The following is a 22033-nucleotide window of genomic DNA, read 5'->3' on the forward strand; positions in this document are numbered from 1 at the left end:
TCCTGTGGGCTCCGACTATCACTCGATGATGATGAAATCCTTGAGGTGCTCTTCGGATATCTCCAGGCCCAGGCCGGGCTTGTGGTCGTCCAGCTGGATATAGCCGTCGACCGGCTGCGGCTCGCCCTTGAACACGTAGTAGAACAGCTCGTTGCCGACCTCGACGTCGAACACCGGGAAGAACTCGGCCATCGGCGAGGCGGTGCTGGCCATGGTCAGGTGATAGTTGTGCAACTGTCCGGCGTGCGGGATCACCGGCACTGACCAGGCCTCGGCCATGGCGTTGATCTTGCGCGCGGCGGTGATCCCGCCTACGCGGTTGGTGTCGTACTGGATGACGTCCACCGCGCGGCGCTCCAGCAGGTCCTTGAAGCCGTGGCCGGTGAATTCGTGCTCGCCGCCGGAGATCGGCATGATCCCCATCTTCTTCAGCTCGACGTAGCCCTCGATGTCATCGGCGATCACCGGCTCCTCCAGCCAGCGCGGTTCGAACTCGGCGAGCTTCGGCAGCATCCGCCGGGCGTATTCCAGGGTCCAGCCCATGTAGCATTCGAGCATGATGTCGATGTCCGGCCCGGCCAGTTCGCGTAGCGCGCGGACCTGCTCGATGTTCCTGCGCATGCCCGTCGGGCCGTCCTTGGGGCCATAGCCGAAGCGCATCTTCAGCGCGGTGAAGCCCTGGTTCAGGTAGCCCTGGGCCTCTTCGAGGAAGGCGTCGAGGTTGTCGTTGGCGTAGAGCTTCGAGGCGTAGGTCCAGATCTTCTCCTTGGTGCGGCCGCCGAGCAGCTTGAACACCGGCTTGTTCACCGCCTTGCCCATGATGTCCCAGATCGCCAGGTCCACCGCCGAGATGGCTGCCATGCCGATGCCCTTGCGGCCCCAGGCGTGGGTGCGGCGATACATCTTCTGCCAGATGTACTCGTTGTCGAACGGGTCTTCGCCGATGCAGATCGGCGCCAGGTAGAGGTCGACGATTTCCTTCGCCACGCGCGGCGCCAGGGCGCAGTTGCCGATGCCGACGAGGCCGTCGTCGGTCTCGATCTCCACCACCAGCCAGCCGTGGAAGCGGAACGAACCCATGGCGTCTCCCTTCTCGAACAGGATGTCGCTGGCATTGGTGCAGAAGTGCGCCTGCGGCGGGACGACCTTGCCCTTCCATTCGAAGACGCGGGTACGGACGGATTTGATTTTCATGTCGCAGCTCCTATCGGTGCGTAGTGTGGGTCAGCCGGCCTGCCGCGCTCGCAGCGGGACGGACGAGGATCCGGAAGTCTTCAGCCGGGCCAGCAGACAGGCGCCGAGCAGGCCGACGGCGGCCAGGGCGAACATGCCGGCGCGCGGGTCGGCGAACTGGCTTTCCATGAGGGTCTTGAGGTTCGGCGCGACGAAGCCGCCGAGGTTGCCCAGGGAGTTGATCAGGGCGATGCCGCTGGCCGCGGCCGCACCGCTCAGGTAGCCGGTGGGAAGGGTCCAGAACAGCGGCTGCACCGAGACGAAGCCGGACGCGGCGAAGCAGAAGGCGATCACCGCCAGGCCCAGGTTGCCGGCCAGCGCCGAGGCGGCGATACCGGCTGCGGCCATGCCCAGCATGGCCACCGCGAGCTGGCGATGCTGGCCGCTGCGGTCGGCCTGGCGGGTCACCAGGCGCGTTACCACCAGGGCGCAGACCCAGGGAATCGCGGTGATCAGGCCGACGTTCAGGCCGACCTGGCCGTCGAGGAAGCTAGCGATGCGGGTCGGCAGGTAGAACACCACGCCGTACACGCTCATCTGGATGGTGAAGTAGACCAGGCAGAACTTCAGCACCTGGCCGCTGCGCAGGGCGCTGAGGAAGCCGTGCGGGCCGCGTGCCTGTTTGCGGGTGTCTTCTTCGGCCAGCTCGCCTTCCAGCGCCCGCTTCTGCTCGTCGCTCAGCCAGCCGGCATCGCGCGGGCGGTCGACCAGGTAGAAGTAGGCGGCAATGCCGACCAGCGAGGCCAGCAGGCCCTCGGTGACGAACAGCCACTGCCAGTTGGCCAGGCCGAAGATGCCGTGGAACTCCAGCAGCCAGCCGGACAGCGGACCGCCCAGCACCAGCGCCAGCGGCAGGCCGAAATAGAACAGGCCGAGCGCCTGGGCACGGCTGCGCTGCGGGAACCAGTAGGTGAGGTAGAGGATGATGCCGGGGAAGAAGCCCGCCTCGGCGACGCCCAGCAGGAAGCGCAGGACATAGAAAGTCATGGCGTCGTCGGCGAACATCATCGCCGCCGAGACCAGGCCCCAGGTGACCATGATCCTGCACAGCCAGACCCTGGCGCCGAGGCGGTGCAGCATCAGGTTGCTGGGTACCTCGAAGCAGGCATAGCCGATGAAGAAGATGCTCGCGCCGAACGCGAAGGCGGCATCGCCGAGGCCGGTGTCGGCTTGCAGGAAGGCCCGCGCGTAACCGACGTTGGCCCGGTCGATGAAAGCCAGTACATACATCAGGACCAGGAAAGGCAGGAGCCGCAGGCGGCTGGTGGCGATCGCCGAGGACAGCAGCCTGGCGTGGTCGTTCATGGCGCTCATGGAGGGCTTCCTTCTTGTTGTTGTTCGACGCGGAGGCGGCATGGCCGCTTGCGTTGGGCCGACTGTAGCCAGGCCGCTCCCGCGCGGATAATCACTTCTGCGCATTCATCGATAACCCCAGGCAATACCTTTTAACCAATCAGCCAATCGCCGGTTATCGGGCAGCAGCGAGAACGGCCCTGCGCTCAGAGCAGCGGCAGGGAATACGAGAGGATCAGGCGGTTCTCGTCGACATCGGCGGCATGGTTGGACCGCAGCATGGCGTTGCGCCAACGCAGGCCGAGGTTCTTCAGCGGGCCGCTCTGGATCACGTAGGCGACGTCCACGTCGCGTTCCCAGGCGCGGCCGTCGTCCATCGCCTTCGTCCGGGCATGGGCGCCGCTGGCGTAGCGGGCCATGGCGGTCAGCCCGGGAATGCCCAGGGCGACGAAGTCGTAGTCGTAGCGCAGTTGCCAGGAGCGCTCGCCGGCGCTGGTGAAGTTGCGCACCTGGATGTCGTTGACCAACGGCGTGCTGGTGCCGGCGATGTAGAGCATCCCGTCGTCGCCGTACATGCGCTGGTAGCCGGCGCCGAGGCTGTGGCCGCCGCGGGTCGCGCTGAAGAAACCGGTCAGCGCGCGATTCTCCAGTTCCCCGAGCTTCGCGGCACCTTCGTCGCGCGTGTCGAAGAGCCCGACGCTGGCGCCCAGGCGCCAGCCGCCGAAGCTCTGCTTGTGGCTCAAGCTGTAGTAGTCCTGCCGGTAGATGTCTTGCAGTCGCGCCTGCCACAGCCCGACCTGGCTGCGCTCGGCATTGAAGCGGTACTCCGCGCCCAGGTAGTCGAAACGGTCGGAGAACGCCCCGCCGCGCCCATCCACCGAGAGGTCCTGGTGGTCGCTGGAGTTGCGCTGGCTGAGCGAACGCATCTGCCCGCCGTGCAGGGTCAGGCCGGCGATTTCCCTGGAGGTCAGCATGCCGCCCTGGAAGGTCTGTGGCAGCAGGCGGCCGTCGTTGCGCAGGAGGATTGGCAGTTCCGGCAGCAGTTCGCCGAGCTTCAGCTCGGTATTCGACAGCTTCAGCTTCGGCGCCACGCCCAGTCGCGCGTAGTCGTCCGCTGCGCGTCCGTCGGCGTGGCGTGGCAGCAGCCCGGAGCCAGCACGATCAGGGCTGCTGTCGAGCTTCAGGCCGAGCTGGCCGATCAGCTCGACGCCGAGGCCCAGGGTGCCCTGGGTATAGCCGGACTTCGCCTGTAGGAGAAAGCCTTGGGCCCACTCCTCCTGTTTCGACTGCGCCGCGCCGGGCTGGCGGAAGTCGCGATTGAAATAGAGATTGCGCAGGCCGAGGCTGACGCTGGCGTCTTCGATAAAGCCCTCGGCGCCGGCGAGCGACGGCAGGCCGGCCAGCAGGACCGGGGCGAGCGAGGCGGATTTCAGCAGGTTCGGAGCGGAACGGGTCATTGTTGTTTTTCCTTTTCCCAGGCCGAAGCGAGCCGTGGAGCGCTGCGGCTCCAGGCGATGTGTCTCTCGTCGAAGGTGCGACGCCTCCTGCCCCGCCGCGACGGTACAGAGAGGCGCCAGGGAGCGCGTTACGAAGGGGCGGCGCTCTGGTTGTCGCGTCGCATGCAGGCGATCAGGCTTTGCGCCTGCCCATCCGGCAGGCGATCTCGAACGCCTGGCGGGTGGCGCCGACGTCGGCCCTTCCCTGCCCGGCGATATCGAAGGCGGTACCGTGGGCCGGCGTAGCGATGGGGATCGGCAGGCCGCCCTGGACGGTCACGCCGCGGGAGAAGCCCATCAGCTTGATCGCGATCTGCCCTTGGTCGTGGTACATGGTCACCACCGCGTCGAAGGCACGGGCGTCACCCTGCACTTTGAGGAAAATGGTGTCGGCGGGATACGGGCCGTCGGCGGCGATCCCCTGTTCGCGCGCCTTCTGCACCGCCGGAGCGATGATGTCCAGCTCCTCGCGGCCGAAGCTGCCGTTGTCGCCGTTGTGCGGGTTCAGTCCGCAGACGCCGATGCGCGGCCGCGCCAGGCCGCTGCGGCGCAGCGCGTCGTCGATCAGGCGGATCGCCTCCCCTACCCGCTCCTGGCTGAGCAGGCCCGGCACCTCGGCCAGGGCTACGTGGGAGGTCACCCGCGAGGTCCAGAGGTTGTCGAGGACGTTGAACTCGCAGAACGGGCCGCCGAACCCCAGGCGCTCGGCGAACCAGTGCAACTCGTCGCTGTGGTCCATGCCGGCCATGTGCAGCGAGGTCTTGTTCAGCGGGCCGAAGAGGATCGCATCGGTCCTGCCGCTGCGGGTCAGTTCGAGGGCCAGCGCGAGGGTCTCCAGGCTGTAGCGGCCACCGACGGCGCTCGCTTCGCTGCGTGGGAACTCGTCCCCGCCCTGGCTGAGCCAGGGATGCAGCAGTGGCGTGGCGTCGGCGAAATCCAGGGTCTCCAGCGCGTCGATGCGCCGGTAGGGGAATTCGCAGCCGGCGATGCGCATGCCGCGACGCATTTCCGCTTCGTCGGCGATCAGCACGATGTGCGCCTTCTCGCGCACCTCGGTGTCGGCCAGCAGGCGGGCGATCAGTTCCGGGCCGATGCCGGCCGGATCGCCCAGGACCATGGCCAGTCGCGGTAGGGATGGAGCGTTCATGGGGAAGTCCTCGGGTCGGGCGACGCCTGCTGCAGGCGCACGGTGTCGGGTACGGTGCGGTAGATGCGCCGCGCGTTGCTATGGAAAAGCCGTTCCTGGTCGGCGTACGGCAGGTCGGCGACGATGCGTTTGAAACCGCCATAGATGTCGTCGAACGAGCCGCACAGGCTGTCCACCGGGAAGTTGCTGGCGAACATCGCCCGCTCGACGCCGAACAGGGCGATGCTTTCGCGGACGATCCAGGCGTTGTCCTCGACGCTCCAGCGCCGGCCGGCCTGGCCGATGCCGGAGATCTTCAACGCCACGTTGGGGCATTCGGCGAAGCGCGCCATGGCCCGTTGCCAGGCGGCCAGCCCCTCCTCGCTGCGATCGGACGGCAGGCCGGCGTGGTTGAGCACGATCAGCGTATCGGGGAAGTCGCGCGCCAGGCATGCGGCCTCGGCGAGGTTCCACCAGGGTGTCTGCAGGTCGAAGTGCAGGCCGTGCCGGGCCAGCTCGGCATAGCCGCGACGCCAGCGCTCGTCGCTCATCAGGCTGCGCAACTCGCCGACCTGTTGCGGGCGTTGCGGACCGCCGGGCTTGTGGCGGACGCTGCGGACCCGTGCGAAGCCCGCCTGCGCCGCCAGCACCTCGGCGGCGTCCGGCGCGTCCAGCCAGGCCTGCGCCACCACTGCGTGGGGCGCGCCATGGCGTTCGGCGAGGTGATGCACGAAGCGTGTTTCGCCGAGCGGATCGCGCGGGTCCCACTCGGTTTCCACGTAGACCGTCTCGACCACCCGGTGTGCGCCGACGTCGCCGAAGTAGTCCGCCGGCAGGTAGCGGCGCTTGATCGCGCTGTAGTCGCCGTAGCGGAACGGAATCTTGGCGTCCTCCGCGAGCCAGGGGTGGTAGTTCGCCTGCGGGTCCCAGAAATGATGATGGGCGTCGACGATCGGCCCGTCGTACAGCTCAGCCATGCTTTGCCTCGGTCTTGTCCAGGGAAATCAGCAGGGTGCCGGCGATGAAGGCTGCCGAGCAGAGGGCGAAGAAGCCCAGCACCGCGGCATATCCGCCCAGGTGTTGCAGCAGCAGCCCGACCAGGATCGGCACGGCGATGCCGCCGAGGCTGCCGGCCATGTTCATCACCCCGCCGACCAGGCCGACCCGGGCCGGAGCGGCGAGCAAGGCCGGAAAGCTCCAGTACAGGCTGCCCCACATCAGGAAGAAGGCGGTCAGCGCCAGCAGGGTCACGGCGGCATAGGCATCTTCCAGGCTCGGCAACAGCAGGAAGGCGACCAGCGCCGCGAGGCCCGAGACCGTCAGCAGGCCCTTGGCCGCCAGGCCGCGGCGCACGCCCTTGCGGATCAGCAGGTCGCAGAGGAAGCCGCCGACCAGGGAACCGACGGCGCCACAGAGGAAGATGACGAAGGTCGCGGCGCCGATACCCTTGATATCGAAGCCGCGCGCCTGCGCCAGGTAGCTAGGACCCCAGGTCAGCAGGCCGAAGAACACCATGGCCCAACTGGCGCGGCCGAGGACGATACCGACCAGGGAGCGGCCGGCGATGCCCAGTCTTCCGCCGGCCTGGCAGTCCGCTTCGGCGAGCGGGGTGGTGCGGTCGGCGTTGATCCGGTCCAGCTCGGCGGCGTTGACCCCGGGATGCTCGGCCGGGTCGTCGCGCAGGTAGTGCCAGGCCATGGCCAGGGTGGCGATGCCGGCGATGAAGAAGGCGCTGCGCCAGGAGCCGAGCACGGCGATCAGGTAGGCGATGACCAGTCCGCCGAGAGCGACGCCCAGCGGCCCTCCGCAGTCCATCAGCACGGCGCCGCGGCTGCGTTCGCTGGAGCCCAGCCACAGCGAGTTGAGCTTGCCGCCGGAGGGGAACAGCGGCGCTTCCGCCGCGCCCAGGGCGACCCGGGCGAACATCAGCGACAGGCCGCCGCTGGCGAAGGCCGCGAGGGTCTGGAAGGCTCCCCAGAGGCCGGTGGACCAGCCGATCACCCGGCGCGGGCCGTAGCGGTCGATCAGCCAGCCGCCGGGAATCTGCAACAGCGCGTAGGCCCAGAAGAAGCTGCTGAGGATCAGCCCCTGCATGCTCGGCGTGAGCTGGAATTCACCGGCGATGGTGGGCATGGCGATGGACAGCGAGACCCGGTCGACCAGGTTGATCACCGTCAGGGCGAAGACGATGGCGAAGATGCGCCAGCGGACGTTGCTGGGTTTTGCGGCAGTGGCCTTGTCCTGGGCAGGATCAGCCTGGAGCACGGCGGTCTGTGCCTGAGCCATGGGTCGTACCTCTTTTATTGTTGTTCTTGTGCTGCGGAACTGGGTTGGCAGGTCCGGCACGCCCACTATCCGGCTTTCCATCGATAACCGTCTAATCAAAGCTGCTCATACGGCCATTTCCTACGGTTATCGCTCCAGGTATCCGACATCCGCTTCCACTCATAACCCCAGGCTATCGGTGTATGCCTTATTTTGAGTGGACGCTTATCGGTGCGCTTCGCACACTCCGCTCTACCCATAACAACAATGACAACCAGAGGTCCTCCATGCGTACCGCATATGCGCGCTCCGTCCCCTCCTTCCTGGCCGCTTGCGCCCTGCTCTGCTGCACCGCCCTGCCCGCCCTGGCGGCTGCCTGGAAACCCGAAGAGAACCTGGAGATCGTCGTCGCCGGCGGTCCCGGTGGCGGCACCGACCAACTCGCCCGCCTGGTCCAGTCGGCGATCAGCCAGAACAAGCTGCTCGACGTCAACACCGTGGTGCTGAACAAGGGCGGCGGCAACGGCGCCGAAGCCTTCCTCGACCTGAAGCTGGCCAAGGGCAACGCGCACAAGCTGGTGATCGGCACCAACAATGTCTACCTGCTGCCGCTGGTGGCCCGGCTGGGCTACCAATGGACCGACCTGACGCCGGTGGCGGCGGTGGCCGAGGACGACTTCATCCTCTGGACCTACCAGGCGGCGCCGTGGGCGGACGCCGCGGCGTTCCTCGCCGATCTGAAGAAGGACGCGACAGGCATGCGCTTCGGCGGCAGCCAGTCGAAGGACGTCGACCAGACTCTAAGCCTGCTGCTCGGCAAGCAGGTCGGCGGCAAACTGACCTACATCCCCTTCAAGAGCGGCAGCGAGGCGTCCATCCAGTTGGCCGGCAGGCACATCGCCGCCAACCTCAACAACCCGGCGGAAAGCCTCAGCCAGTGGCGCGGCGGCCAGGTCCGGCCGCTCTGCGTGTTCAGCCACGAGCGCATGATCTACACCGCCAAGGTCGCTGCCGAGCAGTCCTGGGCGGACATCCCCACCTGCCACGAGCAGGGCCTGGGCATCGACCAGTACCGCTTCCCGCGCACCGTGTTCCTGCCCGGCGGAGTCAGCGACGAGCAGCGCGCCTTCTACGTCGAGTTGATGCGCAAGGTCAGCCAGACCGCCGAGTTCAGGGACTATGTCGAACGCTCGGCGCTGGCGCCGACCTTCCTCGCTGGCGAGGACCTGGTGAGCTACATCGAGAAGGACCGCCAGCGCGTCATCCCGCTGTTCCAGGAAGCCGGCTGGCTTCGCCAGTAACCCGCGTAGCGCGATCAGGAGACGAACATGTCCAGCTCATCCGATGCGCCGCTGGTCGCCACCCGCTGGGTGGAGATCGGCCTGGCGCTGTTCACCGCCGCGCTCGGCGCGATCGTCATGTACGGCAGCCAGGATATCGGCATCGGCTGGGGCGACAGCGGCCCCGAGGCCGGCTATTTCCCCTTCTACATCGGCCTGCTGCTGAGCGCCGCCAGCCTCGGCAACCTGCTCTTGGCCCTGTGCCGCTGGCGGGCGCTGGATACCTCGTTCGTCGCCCGCACGGCCTTTCGCCGGGTGCTTGCGGTGTTCCTGCCGATCGCCGCCTACGTGGCGGCCATGCCGTTCGCCGGGATCTACCTCGCCTCCGCGTTGTTCATCGCCTGGTTCATGTGGCGCGACCGTAGCCGCGACAAACCCTACGGCGTGCCGCTGATCGTCACGCTGTCCTGCGGCGCGGCGCTGGCCAGCTACCTGGTCTTCGCCGTCTGGTTCAAGGTGCCGCTGGATGCCGGAATACTGGCCGACCTCGCGGCCTTCGTCGGGAGCGCCAGGCCATGAGCGAATTCGATTCCCTGATGCAGGGCATGAGCCTGGTCCTCAGCGCCCATCACCTCGGCCTGATGGTGATCGGCGTGCTGCTCGGCATCCTGGTCGGCGTGCTGCCGGGCCTCGGTGCGCCGAACGGGGTGGCGCTGCTGCTGCCGCTGACCTTCAGCATGTCGCCGGTGTCGGCGATCATCCTGCTTTCCTGCATGTACTGGGGCGCGTTGTTCGGCGGCTCGATCACCTCGATCCTGTTCAACATCCCCGGCGAGCCGTCGTCGGTGGCCACCACCTTCGACGGCTACCCGATGGCGCGCAACGGCCAGGCCGGCGAAGCGCTGACCGCCGCCTTCACCTCGGCGCTCCTCGGGGCGCTGGTCGGCGTGCTGCTGCTGACCTTCCTGTCCACCCATATCGCTCGCTTCGCCCTGGCGTTCAGCTCGCCCGAGTTCTTCGCCGTCTACCTGCTGGCGTTCTGCACCTTCATCGGCATGAGCCGCAACCCGCCATTGAAGACCCTGGTGGCGATGACCATCGGCTTCGCCATGGCCGCCGTGGGCATGGATACCGTGTCCGGCGACCTGCGCCTGACCTTCGACCAGCCCTGGCTGCTTTCCGGGCTGAGTTTCGAGGTGGCGGTGATCGGCCTGTTCGGCATCGGCGAGATCCTCTGCATGGTGGAGGAAGGCCTGGTGTTTCGCGGCGAGCGCGCACGCATCACGCCGATGGTGATCCTGCGTACCTGGGCCAGGCTGCCGCGCTACTGGCTGACCTGGCTGCGCAGCGCGCTGGTCGGCTGCTGGATGGGCGTCACTCCGGGCGGCCCCACCGCCGCCTCGTTCATGAGCTACAGCCTGGCGCGGCGCTTCTCGAAGAACCGCGAGAACTTCGGCAAGGGCGAGGTGGAAGGCGTGATCGCTCCGGAGACAGCCGACCATAGCGCCGGCACCAGCGCCCTGCTGCCGATGCTGACGCTCGGCATCCCCGGCTCGGCGACCGCCGCGGTGATGCTCGGTGGCCTGATGATCTGGGGGCTGCATCCCGGGCCGACGCTGTTCGTCGAACAACACGACTTCGTCTGGGGCCTGATCGCCAGCATGTACCTGGGCAACGTGGTCAGCCTGATCGTGGTACTGGCGACCGTACCGCTGTTCGCCTCGATCCTGCGGATTCCGTTCGCCATCGTCGCGCCGATCATCGTCATGGTCTGCGCCATCGGCGCCTACTCGGTGCACAACGCCATGCTCGACGTGGTCCTGATGCTGCTGTTCGGCGCGCTCGGCTACCTGTTCAAGAAACTCGGCTACCCCATCGCCCCGCTGGTGCTCGCCGCGGTGCTCGGCGACAAGGCCGAGGACGCGTTCCGCCAGTCGATGCTGTTCTCCGACGGGCAACTCTCGGTGTTCTGGTCCAACCCGCTGGTGGCCAGCCTGACCGGCGCGGCGCTGGCGATGCTGCTCTGGCCGTTGCTGGCGCGGTGCGCCGGGGCGCTGTTCCGGCGTGGCCGGCGGAGTCTCCGGCATGCCGCCTGAGCCTGCGTCTGGCGGCGGGGTGGATTTCTTGTCACCCTGGGTCTCCCCGCCGCCAGCGAGATACGCCATGTCCCGGATTCCCGACGCCAGCATCATCCACAGCCGCCTGCGCCTGCGCCAGTTGCGCCTGATGCTGGCCCTGGAGGAACTCGGCTCGCTGCGCCGCGCCGCCGACGAGATTGGCATGACCCAGCCGGCGGCGACCAAGATGCTCCACGAGGCCGAAGACCTGCTCGGCGTCGAGTTGTTCGAGCGTTTGCCGCGCGGCATGCGCGCGACGCCTTTCGGCGAGACGCTGATCTATTACTCGCGGATGATCTTCGCCGAGCTGTCCGGGATGCGCGAGGAACTGGTTGCGCTGGAATCCGGCAACCTCGGCCGGGTCACCGTCGGAGCGATCCCGGCGCTGGCCTCGAGCCTGCTGACGCGCACCATCGCCACCCTGAAGCAGAGTCATCCACGGCTGTCGATGAGCATCCAGGTGGACACCAGCGACGTGCTGGTCCAGGCCCTGCAACAGGACCAGCTGGACGTGGTGCTCGGACGCATCCCCAGCGGCGCGCGCACCGACGACCTGGTGTTCGACAGCCTCGGCGAGGAAGAACTCTGCGTGGTGGTCGGCGCGCAGAACCCGTTGTCGCAGGCACGCAAGCTGGACTGGGGCGAGTTGCAGGAGCTGACCTGGGTGTTGCAGCAGCACCCCAGCCCGATGCGCGGGATCGTCAACCAGGCCTTCCACAATGCGCGCATCGACCTGCCGAGCAGTATCGTCGAGACCACCTCGATCATGACCCTGCTCTCCCTGCTGCAACAGACCGACATGATCGGCATCACTCCACGCTCGGTGATCGAGGACTACCCGGGCAAGCACCTGCTGGCGATCCTGCCGATCCAGCTGGAGCCGCGCCTGCCGCCCTACGGCCTGATCACCCGACGCAACCGGGTCCACTCCTCGGCCATGCAGACCTTCATGGCCAGCGTACATGCCGAACAGGCGCGGCACCTGGCGAAGTGAGCGGCACTAGCACAAATGAGCTAATAGCCGCGAGCCGGCTGGACCTCTAACATCCTGCGGCATTTCAACGGAGTGAATGCCATGCCCTCGATCAAGCCCTTCGGTCTCGCCCTGCTCGTCCTCGGTCTCAGCGCCTGCGCCTCCCTCGGTCAGTCGGGGAATCGCGACAACGAGGTCAAGGTCGCCGCGCAGAAGCTCATCGGCCAGCCCGCCGGCAAGGCCTTCGAACTGTTCGGCAAGCCCGACCAGGGCCTCGGCCCTTCGTCCTACGGTAGCGGCGGCTTCTACGCCTGGAACCGCGTGCGGACCCACATGGGGCCGGACAAGGTCTTCATACAGACCGGCACCGAGTACGTCGGCCAGCGCGAGACCTGGGTCGGCGTCGGTGGCCAGGGGGTCGCCGGCATGGCGCCGGTGAGTAGCGAGGCGGTCTATCGCAAGACCGGCTACTACGAGAACGAGACCATCCTCGACTATTTCTGCAGCATCACCCTGTACACCGACAGCCGGGACATCATCACCAACGCCAGTGTGATCGACTGCCGGGACAGCCGCTGACGGGGCCGCCGGGCCCCGGCCTTCCTTCTCGACGACGAACCCCCGACGCGGAAGCCCTGCGGACAATGGCGTTACGCTATCGTTTTTTATTTCCTTGAATCCTTGTTTTCATACCTCTTATTTCGTCTGGAAATAAGATAGATCGATTCATTCTTTTCTCCCGACCCTTGGCCCCTGCCAAACTCCCTTCGCCACGGGATACCCCCGCGCCGACATGGCGGCATTCCCATCCGGAATGTCCGCCCCACATTGCAAGGCCCTGATCGTCGATCGCGGCCGACAAGGAGCTGGAACTTTCATGAAGAAACTCCCCGCCATCACCGCCCTCGCTCTCGCCCTGATCTCCGGCCTGGCCCAGGCCGACCGCCTGGAGGACATCCGCAAGGCCGGCGTATTGCGCGTCGCGTCCTTCGACAGCAACCCGCCGTTCGGTTTCGTCGACGCCAAGAGCAAGCAGATCGAAGGCCTCGACGTCGACTATGCCAAGGCCCTGGCCGACAAGCTGGGCGTCCGGCTGCAAGTGCTGCCGACCAACCCGGCCAACCGCATCCCGCTGCTGACGGCGAACAAGGTCGACCTGGTCCTGGCCAACTTCACCATCACCCCGGAGCGTGCGCAGCAGGTGGACTTCAGCATCCCCTACTTCTCCTCCGGCCAGCAGTTCATCGTCAAGAAAGGCACCCTGACCTCGCCGGAAGTCCTCAACAAGTGGCGGGTCGGCGTGGACAAGGGCACGGTCAACGAAGGCGTGCTGCGCGAGAAGTTCCCCGGAGCCAAGGTCATCGCCTACGACGACACGCCCTTCGCTTTCACCGCCCTGCGCAACGGCCAGGTCCAGGCCATCACCCAGGACGGTCCGAAGCTGATCGGCCTGCTGGCCAACGTGCCCGACCGCGACAAGTACGAAGTGCCGCCCTTCACCATTTCCAACGACCTGATCGGCGTCGGTATTCCCAAGGGCGAGAAGGCCCTGACCGAGTTCGTCGACAAGAGCCTGCGCGAGCTGGAGCAGGACGGCCAGGCGCAGAAGATCTACGACACCTGGTTCGGTCCGCAGACCAAGACCCCGCTGGCGCGCCTGTACAAGATCGGCGACAAGAGCTGAGCGGCCCGCTTCGCCCGCACGACCCGCGCGCCTCACTTCGCTGAGGCGCGTTTTTCGTTCTACCCGACGGAATCCCGCACATGTTCGGCGAACTTCTCGCCCCGCAGTACCTGCGCTGGTTGCTCGACGGCTTCCTGCTGACCCTCGGTCTTGCCCTGCTCAGTTGCCTGCTCGCCACCCTGATCGGCGCCCCCCTGGCCATCGCCCGGCTGTCGCGCCGGCGCCTGCTGTCCTGGCCGGCGCGCGCCTACCTGGCGCTGTTCCGCAATACCCCGCTGCTGGTGCAGCTGTTCTTCTGGTACTTCGGCGTTCCCGCGCTGCTGCCGGAGGCGCTGGTGAGCTGGCTGAACACGCCGCACGAGACGCCCTTGCTCGACTGGCCGTCCTTCGAGTTCCTCGCCGGTGCCTGGGGGCTGACCCTCTATACCTCGGCTTTCGTCGCCGAGGAGTTCCGCGCCGGCATCGCCTCGGTACGCCCCGAGCAGCGCGCCGCCGGCCTCGCCCTGGGGCTGACCCAGCGCCAGGTATGGCGCGAGGTGGTGCTGCCGCAGGCCCTGCGCACGGCTCTGCCGCCGCTGCTCGGGCAGTACATGAATGCGCTGAAGAACTCCTCGCTGGCGATGGCCATCGGCCTGGCCGAGCTGTCCTACGCTTCGCGCCAGGTGGAAACCGAGACCTTCAAGACCTTCCAGGCCTTCGGTATCGCCACCCTTCTCTACATCGGCGCCATCGCCCTGATCGAAGCTTTCGGCCAGGCGTTGCAGCAGACCCGCCGCTACCGCCAGGGAGGTGCCTGAGATGGATTTCTCGGTCATCTCGGACAACCTGTCCTACCTGCTGCTCGGCGCCTACCCGGACGGCCCGCTCGGCGGAGCGGCGCTGACCCTGCTGCTGGCGTCGCTCTCCGGACTGGCTTCGGCGGTGCTCGGCCTGGTCCTCGGCGTGGCCCTCGCGGTGCTGCCCGGCAAGCCGCGCCTGCTGCTGGTGGCGCTGCTCGGCTTCTTCCGCGCGATCCCGGTGCTGATGCTGATCTTCTGGACCTACTTCCTGCTGCCGATCGTCTTCCATGTCGACGTACCGGCGCTGGCCACCGTGGTCTGCGCGCTGTCGCTGATCGGCGGCGCCTACCTCGCCCACTCGGTGTACGCCGGCATCCACAGCCTCCCCGCCGGGCAGTGGGCGGCCGCCCGCGCGCTCGGACTGCGGCCGTGGCAGGTATTGCGCCTGGTGATCCTGCCGCAGGCGCTGCCGGTGATGCTGCCATCCTTCCTCAACCAGTGGGTGTCGCTGATCAAGGACACTTCCCTGGCCTACGTGATCGGCGTCGGCGAGCTGTCCTTCGTCGCCACCCAGGTGAGCAACCGGGTGATGGTCCACCCGACGGAGATCTTCCTGTTCGTCGCCCTGCTCTACTTCCTGCTCTGCACCAGCCTCGACCTGGCCGCCGCGTTCCTCGCCCGCCGCCGGCGGGCCTGAGCGGCGGCCGGTGGCTCAGGCGTCGCCGCGCGCCCGCGCGTAGTCGACCAGGTCGCCGAGGTAATGCGGCGAGGCGCGCAGGACGCCATCGTCCCAGCCGTAGAGCACGCCCAGCGCCGACACCTCCATGGCCCACCAGCCCCAGGCGTAGGGGCCGGTCAGGCGGCGGGTCTTCTTCTGCGCCTTGGGGGAAAGCTGGAAGAACTCCCGGTACTGGCTTTGCAGGTAAGGCGCCAGCGCCTGGGCGTCGCTGCCGTCCGCCTCTTCGAAGAACGCCCGCAACTGCCCGAACGGCCTTGGATGGAAGGTTTCCTCGCTGGCGGAAGTCAGGCCGAGGGCGGCCGCGCCGAGATAGTCGAGCAGGCGGTCGGTATCGAACTGCAGGACCTCCTCGACCAGCGCCGGGATGAGCTCCTGGGCATCGAGCAGCACGCCCATGGCGAGCAGTTGCAGCGCGAACGGATACTGGCCTGTGCGCGGCGCCAGGGCCGGCGCCGTCTCGAAGTCGACCTCGCCCTGCTCGTGCAGGCTGTCGCGGGCGGCGCCGAGCAGCCGGCTGTAGTCCAGCCACAGCGCGGCGGTCTCCAGGTAGATGGAGCGCAGTTCGGCGCCGGCCAGGCCCCGGTCGATGGCCTTGAGCAGCAGCGTACTGGCGTTTTCCGCGGCCTGGCCCCAGGCCCAGGCGTTTTCCAGGGCTGCGTGCCCTTGCGCGGCGAACGGCTGGCGATAGCCGTGGCTCCGGGAAAACCTGTCGAGCGCGGCGATCAGTTCGCGCCAGTCGGCTTTCCAGTCGGCGAGGTCGATGTTCCTTCGCGGCGCCCGGTCGGTGCGGGCCAGGTTGCGCCATAGCGGCAGGGCTTCGGCGAGTCGGTTGTCCAGGGTGAGGGGGAATGCGTACATGGCGGCCTGTGGTGATCGCGGCCGTTTCCGGCCGTTCCGTGCGATCCGGAGTGCGGCCGTCCAGGCCGCATCCGGTATGGACGGCCGATGCTAGCGCAGCGTGGTGCCCCGCGGAAGGTCCGTTCTAGCGGCCCGCCGGCTGGTTCCGGTAGTAGTCGAGGAAGGCCTCCAGCGGCAGTGCCTTGCCGAAATGCCAGCCCTGGCCGAGGGCCTCGGGCGAGCGGCGCAGCACGTGGTCGGCCTGGGCCTGTGTCTCGATCCCTTCGACGACCACGCCGATCTCCAGGTGCTCGGCCATCGAGCAGAGCTTGTCGAAGATCAGTTCGACGGCGCTGCTGTCGCCGATGGACTGAGTGAAGACCTTGTCGATCTTGATCGCGTCTACCGGCAGGTTGGCCAGGTAGACCAGGTTCGAATGACCGGTGCCGAAATCGTCCACGTAGATCTTCAGGCCGAGTTCGCGCAGGCGGTTCATCCCGGCCAGCAGGCAGCCCTGGGCCTCGGTGGTGCGCTCGGTCAGTTCCAGCGCGACCTGTTCCGGGCGCACGCTTTCCCTGGCCATCTGGCGCATGGCGAAATCAATGAAACCGGGGTCGGCGATGTCCTTGCCGGTGACGTTGACGCTGACGTAGAAGCTCCGCTGTTCCCTCAGCAACGGCCCGAGCTGCTTCAGGGCGCGGCGGAAGACGAAACGGGTCAGCAGTTCGATGTCGCCGCTCTCCTCCAGGGCGCCGATGAAGACATCCGGGGAAACCCGCCCCAGGCTGCTATCGGTCCAGCGCGCCAGGGCCTCGACCCCGGCGCAGCGGCCGCTGGCCAGGCGCACGATGGGCTGGTAGTGCACCTCCAGGGCCTCGCGCTTCAACGCGCGCAGCAGCCTGGCCGGCAGTTTTTCGTCGTTGAGGAAGCCGAACAGGTAGCTGAGCAGCAGCATGACGCCGAACAACAGCCCGCCGCCGATCGCCGCGGCCATGGCCGCGCGTCCGGGCTCGGTGCCAAGCAGGCCGCGTTCGCGGAGAAGGGAGACCACGCAGATGTCCTGCGTCGGGTCGCACAGGCTTATCTGCCGGGCGCCGATGAAGCGCGGCCAGCCGGGCCGGTCGAGCGCCTCGAGGGGCTGATCGTCGTCCCAGGCGAAACGGTGGTAGATGTAGTCGCCGCCACTGCTGACGGCCGCCGCCGAGATGCCCGGGGCCGGGTGGTCGACATCGAAATAGGCGTGCGGGGCAATGAATACGACGGCGTTGCCGCGACTGACCAGCCCGGTGGGCAGCGCCTGCAACGGCAGGGGCATGCCCTCCGACCAGAAGCGGGTGCCGGCGGCATCTACCCGGTCGGGCGCGGACAATCCCCAGGGCGCGCGCAGCCGGCCTCGGACGCCCGTGCACATGACCCGGTCGCCGCTGATCCTGCCAACGTCGCTCATGAAGCGCGACTCGAGCACGATGGAACGCAGCATTTCCAGGTCCTGGTCGCTGCAGGCCGGCGCGCTGCCGGCGTTCATCTCGCGGAGCATCTGGTCCGCCGCGGAGGAAATCTCCAGTGCCCGCTCCAGCGCCCTCTCGGTGTACGAGCGCAGGTGCGCGCCGTCGTGCTGGCGATCCAGTTCGTTGATGACGAAGACCCCACAGACACCGCCCACCAGGGTGGTGGTGAGCAGTATCGGCAGGATGCGTCGCCAGTTGATCCGGCCTTCTGCAGCCGTTCCACGCTCGGACATACCTTCTTCCGCCTAATGAATCCATGGAAAGCACGCCAGATTGCCGAACAGCTTCACGGGCCCTGCCGGGCCGTGCGCAGAACCTTTTCAGATTTGTCCCGATCGTGACAACGCTACCTTCGCCAGCGCCGTCCAGTCCGATTCCCCGTCGCCATGGGCGATGGCTTCGAGCAACACGTCGTGCAACAGGCTGGCCAGCGGCAGCGGCACGTTGTGGCGCTTGCCGGCGGACAGCGCCAGATCGACATCCTTCAACCCGAGGACCAGGCGGAACCTGGCCGGGGTGAAACGCTGCTCGACGATCTGCGGGCCGTAGTTGCGATAGACAGGCGCATCGAAAAGCGTCGAGGACATGAGCTCCATGAACCGGCCGGGCTCGACGCCCAGGCGCTTCACCAGGGCGACGCTTTCGCCCATGCTTTCGATGGCGCTGGCGATCATGAAGTTACCAGAGATCTTCACCGCCATTGCCCCGCGCGGGTCTTTTCCGAAAAACCATGTCTTCTGTCCCATAATTTCCAGCAGCGCCTTGACTTGCTCGATGGCTTCCTCCGGACCGCCGACGACGATGTTCAGCTTGCCGGCCTCCGCCACGTCGGTGCGGCCGAACACCGGCGCGGCGACGAACGCGAGGCACTGGCGCTGGTGCGCCTGGTCGAGCGCCTCGACGCAATCGAGCGACAGGGTCGACATGCTCAGGTGGATGAGACCCGGCCTCGCCCGTTCGAGCGCGCCGCTGTCGAGCAGCACGCCGCGAATCGCCTGGTCGTCCGCCAGCATGCTGATGACCACGTCGAGGCCGAACAGCTCGCCGACCTCCTCCGCCCTGGCAGCGCCCAGCGCCACCAGGGGCTCGCAGGCCGCCGCGGAACGGTTCCACACCGTCACTTCGAGTCCCGCCTGCACCAGGCGGGTGGCCATGGCGGCGCCCATGCCGCCCAGGCCCAGAAATCCGACTTTCATCCGTTTCACTCCTCGTGGGGTCTTGTAGGTTCCGGATCTACCGGAGACAGGCTGGCCGCTGGCAGTTCCTCGAGGAGGAACACCTGGCGGTCCGCCAGGAGATCGGCGACGGCATCGGCCATCGCCCTGTAGTGCGGCATCCGTCGGTGCCGCTCGATGGCGTCGCGGTCGGCCCAGCGCTCGACGAAGACGAAGCGCCCGGCCTCGTCGAGGCTCCGGTGCAGGACATAGGACAGGCAGCCGTCCTCGGCCCGCGACGGCTGCACGCAGGCCAGCAGCAGCCGCTCGACCTCCGCCGCCCTGCCCTCGCGCGCCTGCAACAGCGCTACCACACGGACCGCCTGGTTCATGCGTCGGCTCCGACGCGCACCACCAGCTTGCCGAAATTGCGTCCCTGGAGCAGGCCGAAGAAGGCCTCGGGGGCATTCTCCAGGCCGTCGACCCGCTCTTCGCGGTACTGGATGAGGCCGTCGGCGAACCACTTCGACATGTCGCGCTGGAATTCATCGTAGCGATGGCCGTAGTCGTCGAAGATGATGAAGCCCTGCACCTTGATGCGCTTGCGCAGGATCGTGCCCATCAGCGCCGGCAAGCGGTCCGGCCCGGGTGGCAGCTCGGTGTCGTTGTAGTGGGCGACGATGCCGCAGACCGGGATCCGGGCCTTGGCGTTGAGCAGCGGGAAGACGGCGTCGAAGACCTTGCCGCCGACGTTCTCGTAATAGATGTCGATGCCGTCCGGGCAGGCCTCGGCCAGTCGTTCGGCGAAGTCCGCGGCATGGTGGTCGAGGCAGGCATCGAAGCCGAGCACCTGCACGGCGTGGCGGCATTTTTCCGCACCGCCGGCGACGCCGACCACTCGGCAGCCCTTGAGCTTGCCGATCTGTCCGACGGTGGCGCCGACCGGCCCGGTGGCGGCGGCCACCACCAGGGTCTCGCCGGCCTGGGGCTTGCCGATGTCGAGCAGACCCATGTAGGCGGTGAAGCCGGGCATGCCGAGCAGGCCCAGGGCGTAGGACGGATGCTCCGGCGACTCGCCCAGGCGCGCCAGGCCGCTGCCGTCGGAAAGCGCGTAGTCCTGCCAGCCGTTGGCCGAGAGTACCCAGTCGCCGACCTTGAACCCGGGATGGTTCGAGGCTTCCACCCGGCTGACCGTGCCGCCGACCATGACCGCGCCGAGCTCCACCGGCGGCGCGTAGGACGGCGCGTCGCTCATCCGTCCGCGCATGTAGGGATCGAGCGACAGGTAGACGGTGCGCAGCAGCACCTGGCCCGCGCCGGGCTCAGGAAGCGGAACCTGCTCGATGCGGAAGTTATCCCGGGTCGGGGCGCCGTGGGGGCGCGAGGCGAGGACGATGCGGCGGTTGACCTGCGTGGATTGGGACATTTCCAGACTCCTCTGTCTGACGAATGTGGCGAACGGCTCATACCGTGCGCCGGGCAAATTAGACCAGTCAACTACTGACGGGTCGAAAAAATACCCGCCTCTTGCGGGGCGGGTATTTCCTGGCGGTACCTCAGATTTCCAGCAGGCTGCGGGTGGTCTGCATGGCTGTCTCCAGCGGTCCCGGGCTGCGGTGCAGCTTGCTCAGCAGGCTCGCGCCGAGCCACAACTGGTACAGCGCGCTGGCCATGTGCCGGGCATCGCAGGGCGCGAGGGAGCCGTCGTCGCGGCCCTGCCCGAGGCAGCCGACCAGGCGTTCGATGATCCCGTCGGATCCGTCGCGCAGGGTGATGCGCATGCTTTCCGAAAGGTCCGCGACCTCGGCGCTGAGCTTGACCACCAGGCAGCGCTGCTCGTCGCAGGGCGGGCAGGCGTTGTCCAGCCACTTCTGCCAGTAGCTCATCAGTCGTTCGCGGGCATTCAGCCCTGGCGCGGAGAAGCGTTGGTCCATGTCCGCCAGGTAGACGCGGAAGTAGTCCTCCAGCAGGGCCTGGCCGAACTGTTCCTTGGATTTGAAGTAATGGTAGAACGAGCCCTTGGGAACGCCCGCGGTCTGCAGGATTTCGTTGAGGCCGACTCCGGAGAAGCCTTTGACCGCCATGATCCGGTATCCGATATCGAGCAGATGCTGGCGGGTGTCGTCGTAGCTGGTTTTCATGGGGCGCACGGTAGCTTGAATTAGACCAGTCGTCTAGAAATAATTCGAAGCCATGAGTATAGCGCCGACGGCAACTGCGCCGCTGTCGGGAACCGTGCGGAACGGACGCCGGTCCGGCGCCCGCCCCGCTCCGCGGATTTACCCCTCGCGGACCTAGCAGGCCGCGACCGCCACGGCGGCAGGCTCCGGCTGGAAGCGCGCGGCGAGGAACGGCGCGATGTCCAGCGGCAGCGTCTCTTCGTGGACCAGCCGGTCGATCAGCACCCCGGTGATCGCCGACGTGAGGATGCCGGTGCGGAAATGCCCGCAGGCATTCAGGTAGCCCTCCACTTCCGCCACCGGACCGAGAATCGGCAGTTCGTCCGGCGAGCCCGGGCGCAGGCCGGCCCAGGTGCGCTTGAGGTTGACCTGTTGCAGCTCCGGCACGCAACGCACCGCGCCCTGCACCAGGCCGGCGATTTCCGGGAAGGTGTTGCTGACGTCGAAGCCCTTGTCCTCGGTGGTGCTGCCGATCAGGATCTCGCCATTGTCCTTCTGCGCCATGTAGCAGTCGCTGGTGGTCAGGCAACCGTTCAGCAGTCGTGGCATGCGCTCGGTGAGGACGATCTGGCCCTTCACCGGCTTCACCGGGATGCGCCGGCCGGTGGCCATTTCGCTGAGTTCCGCGGCCCAGGCGCCGGCGGCGTTGATCAGGGTCCGGCAATGCAGCACCCCGGCATTGTCCGTGCGCACCCCGCTGATCCGCCGGCCCTGGCGCAGCACGCCGGTGACGTTGGTTCCCAGCAACAGCTCGACGCCGTTCTGGCGCGCCGCCTCCAGGTAGGCGTCGGCCAGGCGGAACGGGCTGACCTGGTGGTCGCAGAGGAATTCCAGCGCGCCGTGGGCCGCGTGGCTGACCGCCGGCTCGGCACGACGCAGTTCCTCGCGGTCCAGCCAGCGCACCTGCTCGGCCAGATGCGGGATCTGCGCCACGATGTGCTCGGCGTACTGGCGATCCTCGTCGTCCTGGATCACGTATTTCAGCCCGGTGCGCTCGAACTTGAAGTCCATTCCGTGGCGTTCGATCAGTTCTCGGTGCAGTTCCGGGTACAGCGCGTTGGATTGCAGGGCGAGGTCGAAGAACGCCGGCGGCAGGATGTGCGGCGTGCTCGCGTCCACCGCCACCGCCGCGCCCTGGGCCTCGCGCCGGTTGCGGGAGGACATCATGCGGAAGAAGATCACCCCGCAGCCCAGTCCCACCGATTCGCCGATGGCCCAGAGGCCGCCGGCCGAGGCGCGGGTGGCGTTGCCCGGTCGCTTGTCGTCGACCACGGCGATGCGCAGGTTGCCGCGCCTGGACAGTTGGTAGGCGCAGGACGCGCCGATCACGCCGCCGCCGGCAATCACGATGTCATAGGTTCTGTTCATG

21 protein-coding genes are annotated in these 22033 nt (G+C 67.4%); 8 read left to right on the forward strand and 13 right to left on the reverse strand.

Features of this window, described 5'->3' with window-relative positions; translation table 11 throughout:
* Window positions 1-18: 18 nt before the first annotated feature.
* From ACYAF3_RS25675 to ACYAF3_RS25700, 6 genes are all read right to left on the reverse strand, one after another.
* Window positions 19-1194, reverse strand: a complete 1176-nt coding sequence (locus ACYAF3_RS25675; protein ID WP_003113703.1) for an L-lyxonate dehydratase — start codon at window positions 1192-1194, stop codon at window positions 19-21.
* Window positions 1195-1224: 30 nt separating this feature from the next.
* Complete coding sequence (locus ACYAF3_RS25680) at window positions 1225-2547, reverse strand: MFS transporter (RefSeq protein WP_003113702.1); 1323 nt, start codon at window positions 2545-2547, stop codon at window positions 1225-1227.
* 185 nt (window positions 2548-2732) lie between these two features.
* The gene (locus tag ACYAF3_RS25685; RefSeq protein WP_003115516.1) at window positions 2733-3983 is read right to left on the reverse strand and encodes an OprD family porin; all 1251 of its coding nucleotides are present in this window, start codon (window positions 3981-3983) and stop codon (window positions 2733-2735) included.
* Window positions 3984-4155: 172 nt separating this feature from the next.
* A complete protein-coding gene (locus ACYAF3_RS25690; RefSeq protein ID WP_003117327.1) occupies window positions 4156-5169 on the reverse strand; it encodes a 4-hydroxythreonine-4-phosphate dehydrogenase PdxA in 1014 nt (337 codons plus the stop codon).
* Entirely contained in the window at window positions 5166-6125 is a 960-nt protein-coding gene (locus ACYAF3_RS25695; protein ID WP_003113699.1) for an amidohydrolase family protein, read from the reverse strand. Before ACYAF3_RS25695 ends, ACYAF3_RS25690 begins: the two co-directional genes overlap by 4 nt.
* Window positions 6118-7434 (reverse strand): MFS transporter, encoded by a 1317-nt coding sequence (locus tag ACYAF3_RS25700; RefSeq protein WP_474726657.1) that lies wholly within the window; start codon window positions 7432-7434, stop codon window positions 6118-6120. The genes ACYAF3_RS25695 and ACYAF3_RS25700 overlap by 8 nt, the downstream gene beginning before the upstream one ends.
* A gap of 266 nt (window positions 7435-7700) precedes the next feature.
* On the opposite strand from ACYAF3_RS25700, the gene ACYAF3_RS25705 reads away from it, so the two are divergent.
* From ACYAF3_RS25705 to ACYAF3_RS25740, 8 genes are all read left to right on the forward strand, one after another.
* Window positions 7701-8714, forward strand: coding sequence for a Bug family tripartite tricarboxylate transporter substrate binding protein (locus ACYAF3_RS25705; RefSeq protein WP_003089055.1), 1014 nt, complete (start codon window positions 7701-7703; stop codon window positions 8712-8714).
* A gap of 27 nt (window positions 8715-8741) precedes the next feature.
* On the forward strand, window positions 8742-9272 hold the full coding sequence (locus tag ACYAF3_RS25710; RefSeq protein ID WP_003089052.1) for a tripartite tricarboxylate transporter TctB family protein: 531 nt from the start codon (window positions 8742-8744) through the stop codon (window positions 9270-9272).
* Window positions 9269-10789: a tripartite tricarboxylate transporter permease gene (locus ACYAF3_RS25715; RefSeq protein ID WP_023115354.1), complete on the forward strand. Its 1521-nt coding sequence runs from the start codon at window positions 9269-9271 to the stop codon at window positions 10787-10789. The genes ACYAF3_RS25710 and ACYAF3_RS25715 overlap by 4 nt, the downstream gene beginning before the upstream one ends.
* 67 nt (window positions 10790-10856) lie before the next feature.
* On the forward strand, window positions 10857-11804 hold the full coding sequence (locus ACYAF3_RS25720; RefSeq protein ID WP_003089050.1) for a LysR family transcriptional regulator: 948 nt from the start codon (window positions 10857-10859) through the stop codon (window positions 11802-11804).
* A gap of 81 nt (window positions 11805-11885) precedes the next feature.
* A complete protein-coding gene (locus ACYAF3_RS25725) occupies window positions 11886-12362 on the forward strand; it encodes a hypothetical protein (protein ID WP_003089049.1) in 477 nt (158 codons plus the stop codon).
* Between the two features lie 298 nt (window positions 12363-12660).
* A complete protein-coding gene (locus ACYAF3_RS25730) occupies window positions 12661-13467 on the forward strand; it encodes an ABC transporter substrate-binding protein (protein ID WP_003089047.1) in 807 nt (268 codons plus the stop codon).
* An 80-nt stretch (window positions 13468-13547) separates the two neighbouring features.
* Window positions 13548-14264, forward strand: coding sequence for an amino acid ABC transporter permease (locus ACYAF3_RS25735; RefSeq protein ID WP_016851652.1), 717 nt, complete (start codon window positions 13548-13550; stop codon window positions 14262-14264).
* 1 nt (window position 14265) lies between these two features.
* Window positions 14266-14943, forward strand: coding sequence for an amino acid ABC transporter permease (locus ACYAF3_RS25740; protein ID WP_003113694.1), 678 nt, complete (start codon window positions 14266-14268; stop codon window positions 14941-14943).
* Window positions 14944-14958: 15 nt separating this feature from the next.
* Here ACYAF3_RS25740 and ACYAF3_RS25745 read toward each other — a convergent pair whose 3' ends face one another.
* The 7 genes from ACYAF3_RS25745 to hcnC form a co-directional block, all read right to left on the reverse strand.
* A complete protein-coding gene (locus ACYAF3_RS25745) occupies window positions 14959-15843 on the reverse strand; it encodes a DUF1911 domain-containing protein (RefSeq protein WP_058197971.1) in 885 nt (294 codons plus the stop codon).
* Between the two features lie 124 nt (window positions 15844-15967).
* Window positions 15968-17563: an EAL domain-containing protein gene (locus tag ACYAF3_RS25750; RefSeq protein WP_019396794.1), complete on the reverse strand. Its 1596-nt coding sequence runs from the start codon at window positions 17561-17563 to the stop codon at window positions 15968-15970.
* Window positions 17564-17650: 87 nt separating this feature from the next.
* On the reverse strand, window positions 17651-18526 hold the full coding sequence (locus ACYAF3_RS25755) for an NAD(P)-dependent oxidoreductase (protein ID WP_128669647.1): 876 nt from the start codon (window positions 18524-18526) through the stop codon (window positions 17651-17653).
* A 5-nt stretch (window positions 18527-18531) separates the two neighbouring features.
* Window positions 18532-18876 (reverse strand): putative quinol monooxygenase, encoded by a 345-nt coding sequence (locus tag ACYAF3_RS25760; RefSeq protein ID WP_003113690.1) that lies wholly within the window; start codon window positions 18874-18876, stop codon window positions 18532-18534.
* Window positions 18873-19910: an NADP-dependent oxidoreductase gene (locus tag ACYAF3_RS25765; protein WP_003113689.1), complete on the reverse strand. Its 1038-nt coding sequence runs from the start codon at window positions 19908-19910 to the stop codon at window positions 18873-18875. The genes ACYAF3_RS25760 and ACYAF3_RS25765 overlap by 4 nt, the downstream gene beginning before the upstream one ends.
* Window positions 19911-20040: 130 nt before the next feature.
* The gene (locus tag ACYAF3_RS25770) at window positions 20041-20625 is read right to left on the reverse strand and encodes a TetR/AcrR family transcriptional regulator (protein WP_023105338.1); all 585 of its coding nucleotides are present in this window, start codon (window positions 20623-20625) and stop codon (window positions 20041-20043) included.
* 153 nt (window positions 20626-20778) lie between these two features.
* The gene (hcnC, locus tag ACYAF3_RS25775) at window positions 20779-22032 is read right to left on the reverse strand and encodes a cyanide-forming glycine dehydrogenase subunit HcnC (protein WP_023115355.1); all 1254 of its coding nucleotides are present in this window, start codon (window positions 22030-22032) and stop codon (window positions 20779-20781) included.
* Between the last annotated feature and the right edge of the window lies 1 nt (window position 22033).

This window comes from Pseudomonas sp. TZ252, assembly GCF_056110345.1.